Annotated in this window: 7 protein-coding genes; 6 read left to right on the top strand and 1 reads right to left on the bottom strand. The window is 74.5% G+C overall.

Going from position 1 to position 13,479, the window contains the following annotated elements; translation table 11 throughout:
* The first annotated feature begins 62 nt into the window (after positions 1-62).
* The 6 genes from BJY16_RS38785 (at position 63) to BJY16_RS38760 (ending at position 6,020) form a co-directional block, all read left to right on the top strand.
* Positions 63-785, top strand: a complete 723-nt coding sequence (locus BJY16_RS38785) for a L,D-transpeptidase family protein (RefSeq protein ID WP_185046882.1) — start codon at positions 63-65, stop codon at positions 783-785.
* A gap of 87 nt (positions 786-872) precedes the next feature.
* Positions 873-2,153: an efflux RND transporter periplasmic adaptor subunit gene (locus BJY16_RS38780; RefSeq protein WP_185046881.1), complete on the top strand. Its 1,281-nt coding sequence runs from the start codon at positions 873-875 to the stop codon at positions 2,151-2,153.
* On the top strand, positions 2,150-2,839 hold the full coding sequence (locus tag BJY16_RS38775; RefSeq protein WP_185044502.1) for an ABC transporter ATP-binding protein: 690 nt from the start codon (positions 2,150-2,152) through the stop codon (positions 2,837-2,839). Before BJY16_RS38780 ends, BJY16_RS38775 begins: the two co-directional genes overlap by 4 nt.
* A complete protein-coding gene (locus BJY16_RS38770) occupies positions 2,836-4,020 on the top strand; it encodes an ABC transporter permease (RefSeq protein ID WP_185044501.1) in 1,185 nt (394 codons plus the stop codon). The genes BJY16_RS38775 and BJY16_RS38770 overlap by 4 nt, the downstream gene beginning before the upstream one ends.
* 3 nt (positions 4,021-4,023) lie before the next feature.
* On the top strand, positions 4,024-4,893 hold the full coding sequence (locus tag BJY16_RS38765; RefSeq protein ID WP_185044500.1) for an EamA family transporter: 870 nt from the start codon (positions 4,024-4,026) through the stop codon (positions 4,891-4,893).
* A gap of 53 nt (positions 4,894-4,946) precedes the next feature.
* Positions 4,947-6,020: a GGDEF domain-containing protein gene (locus BJY16_RS38760; RefSeq protein WP_185044499.1), complete on the top strand. Its 1,074-nt coding sequence runs from the start codon at positions 4,947-4,949 to the stop codon at positions 6,018-6,020.
* Between the two features lie 130 nt (positions 6,021-6,150).
* Here the strand turns inward: BJY16_RS38760 and BJY16_RS38755 are convergent, their stop codons facing one another.
* Entirely contained in the window at positions 6,151-12,744 is a 6,594-nt protein-coding gene (locus BJY16_RS38755) for a hypothetical protein (protein ID WP_185044498.1), read from the bottom strand.
* Between the last annotated feature and the right edge of the window lie 735 nt (positions 12,745-13,479).

Raw genomic sequence — 13,479 nt, 5'->3', positions numbered from 1 at the left:
ACTCCTGGGGAGGATGTGATTTGGCAGTGAAACGTGTTACCGCACGTCTCGTCACGGCGGCGATGGCCACCGTGGTGGGCGGCGGACTCGGTGCGTTCGCATTGGCCCCGGCCGGCGCCGGCGCCGCCGTGCGGACCGCGCCGGTCACCGCCACGGCGGCCACCACGGTGGTCACCAAGGCGGCGGCCGCATCGTGCGCGACCGGCAAATATCAGAAGCAGGTCGAGGGCTACCTCAAGCAGCTGGGTGGCTACGGCACGGTGACGGTCGACGGCAAGCAGTCCGCCGCGGACTGTGCCGCGATCATCAAGTTCCAGAAGCGGTTCGGCATCCAGCCGGCCAAGGGCCTGGCCGGCCCGACCACCTACGACGTCGCCAAGCGACTGGCGGCGACGAAGACGGCGGCCTGCAAGCCCAAGAAGAAGGGCATCACCTTCTGCGTCGATCTGACCCACCAGACGACCTGGGTGATGAAGAACGGGAAGGTCTACGTCAAGCCGACCGTCACCCGTACCGGCATGAAGGGCTACCGGACGCCGGCCGGCACCTTCTCGATCAACAAGCGGACGAAGAAGGAATGGTCCGACCCGTACGAGGTGTGGCTGCCGTACTGGCAGCGCTTCATCGGCGGGCGCGGGTTCCACCAGACCACCACGTACATCCACGACAAGTGGCGTGGTTCGCACGGTTGCGTCAACCTGCTCGAGCAGGATGCCAAGAAGTACTACAGCATCGGCAAGTACGGCTCGACGGTGAAGGTCTTCGGGCGTCGCCCGGGCACCTGATCCCGGCCTGCCGGTCGCGGGCCGTCCCTTCGGGGGCGGCCCGCTTCCGCTTCCCGACATAGAGTGGCCTCTGTGTCCCGCACCGCGATGTTCGCCGCCGGCTCCCTGGTGCTCCTGCTGCTCACCGCCGCCTCCTGCTCGGAGGAAGACGATGGCGTGCAACTCGGCACCGCCTCGGTGGGCACCGTCGACGAGATCGTCGAGGCGCCCGGCTCGGTCACCGCCCGGACCGCCGCCACGCTCTCCGCCCCGGCCGCCGGCACCGTCTCCGACGTGCTCGTCGAGCCGGGGGATCAGGTGAAGAAGGGCGCGATCCTGGCCGTCCTCAAGTCGCCCGAGCTGGAGCGGCGGCGGGATGCCGCGGAGGAGGCGCTCGACCAGGCGCCGTCCGGTGGCGGCATTCCGGCGGGCGACTTCACCGAGGTCCGCGAGCGCACCGACGAGCGGGCCGAGAAAGCGTTCCAGCAGGCCCGGACGGCGGCTACCGAGGTCACGGATCCGGCCCTGCAGAAGGCCCTTCTCCAGCAGGTGGACACCGCGCGGGAGCAGTACGCGGCCGCCTCGGACGCGGCCGCCGCCACGCTCCGGGCGGTGCAGCGGGGGGTCGCCTCGCTCGGGGAGGCGGTCAGCTCGCTCTCCGCCGCTCAAAAGATGCAGGCGCAGCAGGCGTACGAACTCGCTGATGCCGCCGTGGACGCGCTCACCCTGCGCGCTCCGGTGTCGGGCGTGGTCCAGTTCGGCGGCCCGGCCCAGACGCCTTCCGGCGATATATCCACCCTGCTGGGAAACGGTGGGACGAGCACTCCCAGCGAGGGTGTCGACTCCGCGATCACCGAGGGCTCCTACGTAGCCGCCGGCACCCCACTGCTCACCGTGATCGACCTGAGCCGCCTCGGCCTGGCCGCCGAAGTCGACGAAACCGACGTCCTGCTGGTCAAGCCGGGCGTGAAAGCCGACGTCGAACTCGACGCCGCCACCGGCGCGACCTACCAGGCCACCGTTCGCTCGGTCGACCTGCTGCCGACCACCTCGGCACGCGGCGGGGTCTCCTACCGGGTGCGGCTCGACCTGGGCAAGGGCGTGTATCCGGACGGCCCGGCGCCCGCCCCGCGACCCGGGATGAGCGCGGTCATCCGGCTCAAGGTCCGCCAGGTCGACGACGCGGTCACCGTCCCCGCCTCCGCGGTGGTCAGCGCCGACGGCCAGGACACCGTCTGGGCCGTGCGGGACGGGCGCTATGAGCCGGTGCCGGTCCGGCTCGGCGTGCAGGGCGAGGAGACCGTCCAGGTGATCTCCGGGGTGGACGCCGGCCAGCAGATCGTGGTCGCCGGCGCCGACCAGGTGGAGCGGGGCGACAAGGCGCGATGAGCACCCCGGCCGTGGTCGCCACCGACATCACCCGCACCTATCAACTCGACGGCATCTCGGTCCAGGCGCTGCGCGGCGTCTCGCTCACCGTCGAGCCCGGCGACTACCTGGCCGTGGTCGGCACCTCCGGCTCCGGCAAGTCCACCCTGATGCACCTGCTCGGCGGCCTGGACCGGCCGACCAGCGGCACCCTGCTGATCGGCGGCCGGGACGTCGGCACGCTGTCCCCGAACGAGCTGGCCGAGCTGCGCAACACCACGATCGGCTTCGTCTTCCAGTCGTTCCACCTGCTGGCCCGGACCACCGCGCAGGACAACGTCGGGCTCCCGCTGGTCTATCGCGGGGCCGGCCGCCGGGAGCGCCGGGAGCGGGCCGCCGCGATGCTGGACCGGGTCGGGCTCGGGCACCGGATCGGCCACCGGCCCAACCAGCTCTCCGGCGGCGAGCAGCAGCGGGTGGCGATCGCCCGGGCGCTGGTCACCGGGCCGTCGCTGCTGCTCGCCGACGAGCCCACCGGCAACCTCGACTCGGCCACCGGAGAATCCATCCTCGCCCTGCTGGAGTCGCTCAACGCCGAGGGGGTGGCGGTCGTGCTGGTCACGCACGACCGCGACGTGGCCATGCGGGCGAAGAAGCAGATCCGCATGAAAGACGGCCTTATCTCGGAAATATCGGGCCGGGCATGAGGCTGGCGGAGGCCTGGCGGGTCGCGCTGACCGCCTTGCGGGCGAACCGCCTGAGGAGCCTGCTCACCATGCTCGGCGTGGTGATCGGGGTGGCCGCCGTGGTCGCCCTGGTCGCCATCGGCACCGGCACGAAACAGCAGATCGAACGCCAGGTCGAAGGCCTCGGCTCGAACCTGCTGATCGTCGTCCCCGGCCGCCTCGAAGCCGGCGCCGCCCCGACCAGTTCCCCGCTCACCCTGGACGACGCCGACGCGGTCAGCCGGGTGGTCGGTGACCGCTCCCGGGTCGCCGTCACGATCGCCTCCGGCGAGACCGTCCGGGCCGGCTCCCGCTCCGGGTTCGCCAGCATGCAGGGCGTGCTGGAGACCACGCCCACGGTCTTCGTCCGCAAGCTGTCCCGCGGCGCCTACCTGACCCGGACCGACGTCAGCACCGGCCGGCGGGTCGCGGTGCTCGGCGCCGGGGTGGCCCGCACCCTGTTCGCCGACCGGGACCCGATCGGCCGGCAGATGACCATCGGCGGCGTACGGTTCCGGGTCGTCGGGGTCTTCGAACAGCTCGGCCAGAGCCTCGGCGTCGACCGGGACAACGAGGTGCACGTGCCGGTCACCGCCGCCCAGCGGCTGCTCGGCACCGACCGCATCGACGGCCTGGCGATCCGCGCCCCGGACCGGGACCGGATCGACCAGCTCGGCCGGGACGTCGTCGCCGCGCTGGCCGACCGGCACCCGGACACCGACTTCAGCGCGGTCACCCAGGAGCAGATCCTCGGCGTGCTCGGCGACATCCTCGGCGTGCTGACCGGGGTGCTCGCCGCGATCGCCGGGATCAGCCTGCTCGTCGGCGGCGTCGGCGTCTCCAACATCATGCTGGTCTCGGTCCGCGAACGGACCCGGGAGATCGGCCTGCGCAAGGCGGTCGGCGCCCGGCCCCGCGACATCGGCATCCAGTTCCTGCTCGAAGCGGTGCTGCTGACCACCACCGGGGGAGTGCTCGGGATGGCGCTGGGCGCCGCCGCGGCGCTGCTGGTCGACGGGCTCAGCCCGGTGCCGGCCGCGCTGACCTGGTGGTCGATGACCCTGGCGTTCGGGGTGTCCGCCGCGGTCGGCATCATCTTCGGCGTAGTCCCAGCACAGCGGGCCGGCCGGCTGGATCCGGTTGTCGCCCTGCGAACGGAGTAACACATGAACCGGGTCCCTGCGCCGTTGCTCGTCCTGGCCGCGATCGCCTCGGTCCAGTTCGGCAGCGCGACCGCCCGTGGCCTCTTCGACGACCTCGGCGCGACCGGCGTCACGCTCCTGCGCCTGGCCGTCGCGGCCCTGGTCCTGGCCGTGGTCACCCGGCCCCGCCTGACCACCTGGACGGCCGCGGCCTGGCGCGCCGCCGCTCTGCTCGGCCTCTGCATGGGCGCCATGAACCTGATCTTCTACCTGGCCATCCGGACCGTCCCGCTGGGCATCGCGGTCACCGTCGAGTTCCTCGGCCCGCTGCTGCTCGCCCTGGTGCAGACCCGCCGCCTGCTCGACCTGCTCTGGGCGCTGCTGGCCGGCGCCGGGGTGGTCCTGCTCGGCCTGCACTCGGGCGGCGCCGCCCCGCTCAGCGGGCTGGCCCTGGCGCTGCTGGCCGGTCTGTGCTGGGCCGGCTACATCGTGTTCAGCGCCCGGGTCGGCGCGCTCATCCCGGGCACCGGCGGGCTGACCGTGGCGCTCGCCATCGGGGCCCTGCTGGTCGCGCCGTTCGGCCTGTCCGGCGCCGCCGCCGTCGTCGACCACCCGCACCTGCTGCTCGCCGGGGCCGCGGTCGCCCTGCTCTCCTCGGTCATCCCGTACGGCCTGGAGCTGAACGCGCTGCGCCGGATCCCGACCCGGGTCTTCGGCATCCTGATGAGCCTGGAGCCGGCCGCCGCCGCGCTGGCCGGCCTGCTCGTCCTCGGGCAGCGGCTCGGCCCGGTCGAGATCGTCGCGCTGGTGCTGGTCACGCTCGCCAGCCTGGGGGTGACGCTGGCCCGCCGCCCGGCCGCCGTGCGGCCCGAGGAGACCACCGTGCCGGTCTGACACTCAGGTCTCGCCCGGCCGAGCCGAAGGATCAGGCGGAAGGGGAGACCGCTTTGCCCGATCAGCTGCGTGACCAGCACGGCGCCCAGCGTGCCGTCGCCTACCTCATGCTGGTGGCCGGGCCGTACAACCTCGTCACCGGCGTCCTGATGAAGCTCGGCGACCCGCTGCACCAGCTGGTCGGCGTCGGCGTGACCGGATCCGCGCTGCTCGCCGTCGGAGTGCTCTGCTGGCGCCGCCCGGAGATGCTGCCCCCGCTCTTCTGGCCGGCGATCCCCTTCCTGGCCACCGCGGTGATCACCGGGCTGAACTTCGCCACCCGGGACGCCACCACCGGCACGCAGCTGTTCTACCTGTGGCCGCTGCTCTACGCCGCGTCGTTCCTCAGCCGCCGGATCGCCTACGCCACCGTGGCCGGCATCTCCGCCGGCCAAGCCGCGGTCGTCTTCAGCTTCCTGGACACCACCCGGGCGGTCAGCGACTGGATCGCGATGACCGTGGCGATGGCGATGACCGCCTGGGTGGTGATCACCCTGAACGCCCGCAACGACCGGCTCCGCGCCGTCCTGCAGACCCAGGCCACCACGGACGCGCTGACCGGCGCCGCCAACCGCCGCGCCTTCGACGAGGCCCTGCACCAGGCGGTCGACCGGGCCGGCCGCGGCGAGGGCTCCGCCGCCCTGATCCTGATCGACGTGGACCACTTCAAACAGATCAACGACACCTGGGGCCACGCGGCCGGCGACCGGGCCCTGAGCGCCGTGGCCGACGCCCTGCGAGCCGCCGCCCAGGACACCGGACACCTGGTCGCCCGTCTCGGCGGCGACGAGTTCGCGGTCCTGCTCCGGGCCGGCCCGCGCGGCGCCTCCCGCTACACCGAACGCGCCCGCGCCCACCTGGCCGCCACCGAGGGCCTGCCCGGCGGCCCACCCCGGCTCAGCATCGGCATCGGCGTCGCGCCCTACCACGCCGCCGACCCGGAAGCCCTGCAGCGCGTCACCGACGCCGCCCTCTACCAGGCCAAGGCCGGCGGCCGGGGCCGCACCGCGATCGCCCCGAACCCGCCCCGCCACAACGTCGACCACGTCCCCCGCGAAGCCTCGGCCCCCTCCGCCGCCCGCCACTGACCGCTTCATGCCGGGTTCAACCATTTTTCGGTACGACTGGCAGCCTCGCCCAGCGGTCGCGCGAGACCGCCGCTCTCCCGACCGCACCGCGGCCCACGGCTCGCCGTCCGCCCAGGTCGCGGCCGACGGGTCAGTCCCGCTTCGGCACCACCGGCCGCTCCGCGGTGGCCTCGTCGAACGCGTCCGGCTCCGGGGACGCCACCGCCTCCGCGGCCTCGTCCTCCCCGGCCCCGTCGTCGTCGGCGTTACGCCCGCTCAGCGGCACCAGAATCTCCTCGGACCGGCGCGGATACGGCCCCCACCCGTCCCGCAGCACGTGGATGTAGACCGCCTCCAGGCAGACCCCGATCCGTTCCACCAGATCCGAGTCGTCCGCCGCCCCGAGCCGGATGGCCCGCGCGAAGTGATCCAGGGCCTCCATGTGCCGCCCCTGATCGAACGCGCTCCGCCCGGCGTTCTCGTGCACCACGCTGCGCACCGCCGCCGGAACCTCGGAGTCCACCGCCCGCTGGAACAGCCGGTCCGCCTCCATCCAGTCCCCGCGCAGCCGCAACACGTGCGCCAGCTCCGCCTGCGCGATCACCATCGACTGCTCGTCCTGAGCCGATTCGGCGTGCGCCAGCGCCAGCCGGCTCGCGGCCGCCGCCATCCCCAGCTCCCCGAGCAGCCGGTACACCTCCGCCCGAACACTGAGCAGCCCCGCCTTGACCACGTTGTCCGCCTCGTCGGCGAGCGGCCCGTCCAGCCGTTCCCCGAGGTCCCGCAACGCGTCCCGGTCGTCGACCACCTCGCGCAGCGTGCCACCGTCGAGCCGCCACCGGATGGCGTCCAGGTCCGCCGCCGACAGCGGAAGGTGCTTCCCCAGATCGTTCGCCTCTCGCGGAGGCGCCCCACCCGGACCAACCCCGTTTCCGGTACGCCGTCCGCCCGGCCCGCCGTCACTCCGCCCGTTTGAAGCCGCCGCCGGCCCGCGGTCCGCAGCGGCCCGCCCGGTCCCGCCGGAATCAGCGGCCGCCGAACCGCCGTCAGCCCCGCCGGCCGAGGCGCCACCAGCGGCGGACACGCCGCCGGAGCCATCCCCGGAAGCATCGCCGGTCGCCGAGCCTCCGTCAGCCGCAGAGTCACCAGGGGTGACCGAGGTGCCGCCGTTCGCGGGCATATCGCCGTTCGCGGGCATATCGCCGTTGGCGGGCATGCCGCCGTCCGCGGGCATGCCGCCGTCCGCTGCAGTGCCTCCCGCCGCCGACTCGCCGGTGGTTCCGGCCGCTGACCCGTCGCCCGACACCAGCCCGGATTTAGCGTTGCCCGTCCCGGAACCGCTCGCCGCCGACCCGTCGCCCACCGCGATGCCGTCTGCTCCCGAAACACCGGCCGCAACCGACGCCCGATCCTCGTTCGAGCCCTCGCCCGGCGACCCTTCCCCGCCGTTGCCCGCGGAGGTGGCCGCCGTCTTCGCCACGAACCATCCGCTGCCGAATGCGGTATCGGTGTACCGCCGAGGCTCCTGGTCCGGCCCGGAAACCGCCAGCTTCCCGATCGGCTTCAGGTTGTGCCAGGTCCCGTCCGCGTCCATGTAGGGCGCAGGCTCCCCACCATCAGCCGGAGCCGCTCCGCTCCCGCTGGCCGGAGCCGACCCGCTCCCGTTATCCGGAGCCGACCCGCTCCCGTTATCCGGAGCCGACCCGGCCCCGGCAACCGAGGCCGCCGCGCCGCCGTCAGCCGAACTCCGCTGCGACCAGTTGCCGTCCTGCGACCGGTTGCCGTCTTGTGACCGGATGTCGTCCTGCGACCGGCCGCCACCGGCCGCAGGAGCACTTGCCTCCGAACCCGGAACACCGCCCGGCCGGGGAGTCGGCAGCAGAGTCTGCCCCGACCCACCCCGATGCCCAGCCCGCGGCCCCCATCCGTCGTCCGCCGAAGCCACCTGCGGCAACTCCCCGGTAGGCGCCTCGCCTCCCCGGTTCGCAGTCTGCGGAAGCTCCCCGGTAGGTACGTCCCCGCCCCGGTTCGCAGCCTGCGGAAGCTCCCCGGTAGGCACGTCGCCGCGCGGGTAACCACCCTGCGCGCCCACACTCCCGGTCCCTTGGTTCCAGCCCGCGGTCGAGTGTTCCCAGCCAGCTGCCGACTGCCCCGGCCCACCAGCGGCTCGCCCGGACCCGTCTGCCAACTGCTCCAGCCCACCAGCCGGCGACACCGGACGCCCCGACCCGGCACCATGCTGCCCAGCCCGCGGCCCCCACCCGTCGTCAGTCCCGGCAAGCCCATCCTGCTCAAATGCTGCCTGAGCCCGCACCGGACCACCCGGCGAGCCCGGCGACACCGGCCGGACCCCGGCGTCCGCCCCGGCGTCCGCCCCACCGAACTGACCGGAGGGCGAGACCGGCTGCCCACCCTCGAACCCGGGCGGCTGCCCCGGCCCGGCCGCGGCGGAAGACCACTCACCAGCAGGCGACACGGGCCGTGCGTGCCCGGGCGCCGGCGGCTGTCCCGCCACGCTCTGCCCGGTGCCGGCGGTGGGCGACCACTGCGCAGCGGGTGAGACGGGCCGTGCGTGGTCGGGCGTTTGCGGCTGGCCGGGCATGTTCTGGCCGGTGGCGGCGGTGGGTGACCACTGCGCAGCGGGTGAGACGGGCCGTGCGTGGTCGGGCGTCTGTGGCTGGCCGGGCATGTTCTGGCCGGTGCTGGCGGTGGGCGACCACTGCGCAGCGGGTGAGACGGGCCGTGCGTGGTCGGGCGTTTGCGGCTGGCCGGGCATGTTCTGCCCGGTGCCGGCGGTGGGCGACCACTGGCCGGCCGGCGAGGTGGGCCGCGAGTCGGCGGCTGCCTGGGGGTGGCCCGGCCCGTTCTGGCCGAAGTCACCAGCAGCGGACCACTGGGCGGCCTGCGTGATCGGCTGACCCGGCGCCCACCGAGAGGCGTCCGCCTGCGGCGCGGAGCCCGGCTGCCCGGCCGCGCCCACCTGCGGGCTCGGCGACCCGTTGGAAGGCACGCTCGGCTGCCCGCCTCTGGGCACTGGACGCGGCCCGAACGGCTGGTGCCGCCCAGGCGCCATCCCACCGGGAGCTTGGCCCGGCTGCGACGGCCCGCCCGTGCCGAACTCGGGGACCGGCGGCATCTGGTGCGACGCCCCATTCGCGCCGGGTTCCTGGTGGCCGGCTCCCGGGATCGGCTGAGCGCCATGCGGCACCCCGCCCGACCCAGGTACCGGTGCCGGCGGATCCTGCCGCGCCGCGCCGGTCGTCGAGACCGGCTCGACCTGGTAAGGCGCTGCCGCCCCACCCGGAGCCGGTATCGGGTGAGCGGGGTGCGGCGCCCCACCGGGAGCCGGTATCGGCTGAGCGGGATGCGGCGCCCCAGCCGGACTGGATACCGGCCGCACCTGGTGCGGTACAGCCGGACTGCCAGCCCCCTGCCCGGAGTGCCGTCCGACCGGCGCTCCCGACTCGGGCGCGGCGAATCCGGGCGGCGGCGTCACCGGCGTCCCAGATCCGGGTGCGCTGAATCCGGGCGGCGGCGTGGCGGGCGTCGCCGGCTGCGACGCGGTGAAGCCGTGCGGTGGCGTGGCCGGCGTCGCGATGAAACCAGGCGCCGGCCCGGCCGAAGTCCCGGATTGCGGTGCGATGAACCCGCCCGGCGGCGTGACCGGTGTTCCGGCGGTCGTCTCAATCTCCGGAGCGACGAACCCGCGCGGCGGCCCGACCGGCGTCGCGGAGGGCGGCGCGGACTGCGGCGCGATCGACCCGGGCCGCGGCGCGACCGGCGGCCCCGATTGCGGCGCGACGAAGCCGGGCGGCGGCGCGACCGGCGTGCGGGGCTGCGATGCAGACCGCGGCGCGTTCGAGCCGGGCGGCGGAGTGACTGGCGTCCCGGAGGCCGCCGTGGGCTGGGCCGCGGTGAAGCCAGGAGGCGGCGAGACCGGCGCTCCGCCCTGCGGCGTGACCGGTGCTCCGGCCTGCGGCGAGGCAAATCCGGGCGGTGCCGCGACCGGTGTCCCGGACGGCGGCGCGCCGAACCCGGGCGGTGCCGCGACTGGTGCCCCGGAGGGCGGCGCGGACTGAGGCGCGACCAGGCCGTGCTGCGGCGTGACCGGCGGCCCCGAAGGCGGCGCGGTAAAGCCGGGCGGTGCCGCGACCGGTGTCCCGGAGGGCGGCGCGGACTGGGGTGCGACCAGGCCGTGCTGCGGCGTGACTGGCTGAGCGGGGCCGGTCGGCGGGAGGCCGGAACCGGGCATGGGCACCGTCGGCCGGCTGGCCAGCATCGGGGTGGTCGGCCGCCCGCTGGGGTGTGTCGGCGTCGGCATCGGCGGCGCCTCGTCGGGCACGATCGCCCAAGGGCCGTCCCCGTCGGCGAGGAAGACGTGCGCGGTGCGCGGACTACGCCCGGAGCGCTGCTGTGGCACGCCCGCGATCCGGCCGGCCTCGCCGGCGGGAGGCTGCCCCGGCATACCGCCGTGCCGCGGATCGGCGGTCGCAGCCGAACGCCCGGGAGCACCGTCCCAGGCACCACCCGGCATCCCGGCCTGGTGCAGGTCGCCGGTCGGCGGAACTTGACCGTTCGGATCGGTCCCCACGCCGGAACGCCCGGGACCGCCGTCCCACGCACCGCCCGCCATACCGGCCTGGCGGGGGTCGCCGGCCGGCGGGACCTGACCATTCGGAAGTGAGCTGCCGACGGTGCCGGACTGCTGCGGGCCGCCGAATTGTCCCGGAACACCCGATTGCTGCGGCCCACTGGCGTGGCCCGGAGCCCCGACGTGCTCGATGCTCCCCAGTTGCCCGGGGGCACCGATGTGCTGCGAGCCGCCATATTGCCCTGGAGCGCCGCCCTGCTGCGGTCCGCCGGGTCGGCCGGGGGCGCCGGCCTGCTGCGGCACGCTGGGCTGCGCGGATCCGGTGCGCTGCGGGTCGGGTTGCCGGGGCGGGACCGTGGTCTCCGAACCGGCCGGGACGGGGCCCGAGGCCGGCCGTCCCGCGTCGGCCGGGACCTCGTTCGAGGCTGGGGCGTTGCGAGGGGCGATGGACGTACCGGAAAGGTCGGTGACCTCGGGCACGGCCGGGCCTTGCGGGCGCGCGTCTGCCGCGGGCGAAGCCGAAGCGGCCGCCGCCGGCGGCGTGGCCGGGACCTGCGGGCCGGCCGGACCGATCACCCGGGCCGGGCCGGTCAGCTGGGCCGAACCCACCACCCGCGGCGCGACCGGCGGCTCGCTCTTGATGACCCGCGGCGCGGGCGGGGGAGTGGCGCGGCTGATCACCTTCGGGGGAGCGGGCGGCTCGGCCCGCTGCAGCACCCGCGGCGTGCCGTCGTCGTCGCGCGGGCCGGCCGGATCCGGGGGCGTCTCGTAGTACTCCCCGTCGAGCACGACCGGCTCATGCCGGTCGATGTCCGCCGGCTCGTCGTCGTCCCAGTCGTCCCGCCCCGCGGAACGCTCGTCCCGGACAACGGAACGGCCGACGGAACGCTCGCCGGACACCGCCCAGTCGTCGTCGTTCGCCGGAAGGTCGTCCCAGTCCCGGGCACGCGGGTCGATCGGCTCGTCATCCCACGAGCGCAGGTCGTCGCCGCGCCCCCGCCCGTTGCTCCGGGCCAGGTCGTCCCCGCGGGAGTCGTCCCGAACCCGGCCGCCACGCGCAGCGCCGCCACGCCCGTTGTTCCGGATCAGGTCCTGGTCCCGGCCCTGGCCCGCCTCGACGGCCGGCGGCCGCGCCCGTCCGTCGTACCGGTCGTCCGCGGCGGGAACCTGGGCTCGTCCGTCGTACCGGTCGTCCGCGGCCGGGACCTGCGCCCGTCCGTCGTACCGGTCGTCCGCGGCGGGACCCCGCGCCCGCCCGTCGTACCGATCGTCCGCGTCGTACCGATCGTCCGCACCTGGAACCTGCGCCCGCCCGGCGACCCCGGACCGCTCGCCGCCTCGCGCCGGGCCGCGCCGTACGTCCTCGTCGTCCCGCCGCGGCCGGCGCCCGCCGACCGGCCGGATCGGCCCGAAGTCCTCGTCCTCCCAGGGCTGGGAGACCACCCCGCGCCCGCGCTCGTCGACGAACCCGCGCTCCTCGGCCACCCCACGCCGGCCCACCGGCCCGCGCCGCTCGTCGTCCCAGCGCACCGACGGCTCGGGTGCCGGCCGCCGCCGAGGCCCGCCGTCCTCCCGGCGCCGGTCCTCGGCCCAGCGTTCCTCGGCGGGCCGCCGCCGGCCACCGTCCCGGCGCTCCTCCGCGTCCCGGGGCCGCCCCCGGCCATCCCGGCCATCTCGGCCGTCCCTGCGGTCCGGGCCGTCCCGGCGGACCCCGTACCGATCCGCGGGCCGCGCCGCCCGCCCGGAGTCGTCGCCCTGCGGACGGCGCCGGCGCTCCGGGTTCTGCATCGCGGCCGGGTCCACGATCGGGAAGTCCGGCTTGTCGAAGTCCACGCCCAATTCCGGGCGGTTGAAGTCGATATCGTCGAAATAGTTCCCGGAAAGGTTGTCGACCGAGGTGTCGATCGGCACGAAATCCGGGTCGGAGAGCCAGCTGGGGCGCTGGTCGTCGAACGGGGCGTCCGCTTTCTCGGGTGCCCGTCGGCCACGGCGCGGGGCCATGTCGTCACCCTCGGCATGCGAGCGGCGAGTGGGGATGACCGGGTCCGGCGCCGTCCGTTTCTCGTAATGGCGCTGCTGGACCACGGCATGCTTCGGCATGAAGGAGTATTCGTTGTACTCCTCGTCCCAGTACTCGTCGTCCTCGAAGCTCATGACGCGGCTCCGTTACGGCTGGGGAATGTCCCACCGCCCCGTCGCCGCATATGTGCCACCGTCCTCACCCTGGACCACCTCCGCGCCCCCGGTGCTCGCCCCTCGCGCGCCGGATCAACCGCCTGCCACGTGGTGGATGTGGAAGGTTAATCACGGATTTGCGTGGTGCGCCACCGCCCTGCGGGTCCCCCATCCCGGACTCGCGAGGACGCCGCGGCCGGTGACCGACCCGGCGCCGCAGCCCGCCGGGTGTACTCGGTCACCACTGGATACGTCCGCCGGTCGCTCCGGGTTCAATGTGGTGAGCAGTGAATATGCCGGGTTCCCGGTGGCCGGCGGGTGGATCTGCCCGGATCAACGAGGATCATTGGTTCCCGGAAACGGCCGGATGATCGAATTAAGCATTTCTTAAGCTCCCTCTCAGGAAACCTACGAACTTGCGGGCGACCCTGATCGTGTGACGGAAGTGTGGCGAAGCGCACGCTTGCATTCTGCGGATCAAGGGGGGTGACCCTGGCACGGTTGTTGTGCGGCCGGGTCCACGAAGGACACGCCCCGACGGGGCGGGTTCACCGGAGGACCGGCCGTCCTGCTGCGGACCGACGGGTGCGCGGCGCCACCAGCTCCCCGGCCGAGCGGCCGTCGCCCCCCAGTCTTGGCGGCCGCTTACCGTGCCCTCGAACGACCCGCCCAGGGGACCGCCCCCCGAGATCCTGGGCGCATGGCGGATCAGGG

This window comes from Actinoplanes octamycinicus, from assembly GCF_014205225.1.
In the GTDB taxonomy this organism is placed as follows: domain Bacteria; phylum Actinomycetota; class Actinomycetes; order Mycobacteriales; family Micromonosporaceae; genus Actinoplanes; species Actinoplanes octamycinicus.
Note: the sequence above shows the minus strand (reverse complement) of the source record. Positions and strands in the feature narration are given on the sequence as shown.

Coding starts and splice junctions, on each gene's coding strand:
- BJY16_RS38785 (WP_185046882.1), top strand. CDS start 63: ATGGCCACCGTGGTGGGCGGCGGACTCGGTGCGTTCGCATTGGCCCCG.
- BJY16_RS38780 (WP_185046881.1), top strand. CDS start 873: ATGTTCGCCGCCGGCTCCCTGGTGCTCCTGCTGCTCACCGCCGCCTCC.
- BJY16_RS38775 (WP_185044502.1), top strand. CDS start 2,150: ATGAGCACCCCGGCCGTGGTCGCCACCGACATCACCCGCACCTATCAA.
- BJY16_RS38770 (WP_185044501.1), top strand. CDS start 2,836: ATGAGGCTGGCGGAGGCCTGGCGGGTCGCGCTGACCGCCTTGCGGGCG.
- BJY16_RS38765 (WP_185044500.1), top strand. CDS start 4,024: ATGAACCGGGTCCCTGCGCCGTTGCTCGTCCTGGCCGCGATCGCCTCG.
- BJY16_RS38755 (WP_185044498.1), bottom strand. CDS start 12,744: ATGAGCTTCGAGGACGACGAGTACTGGGACGAGGAGTACAACGAATAC.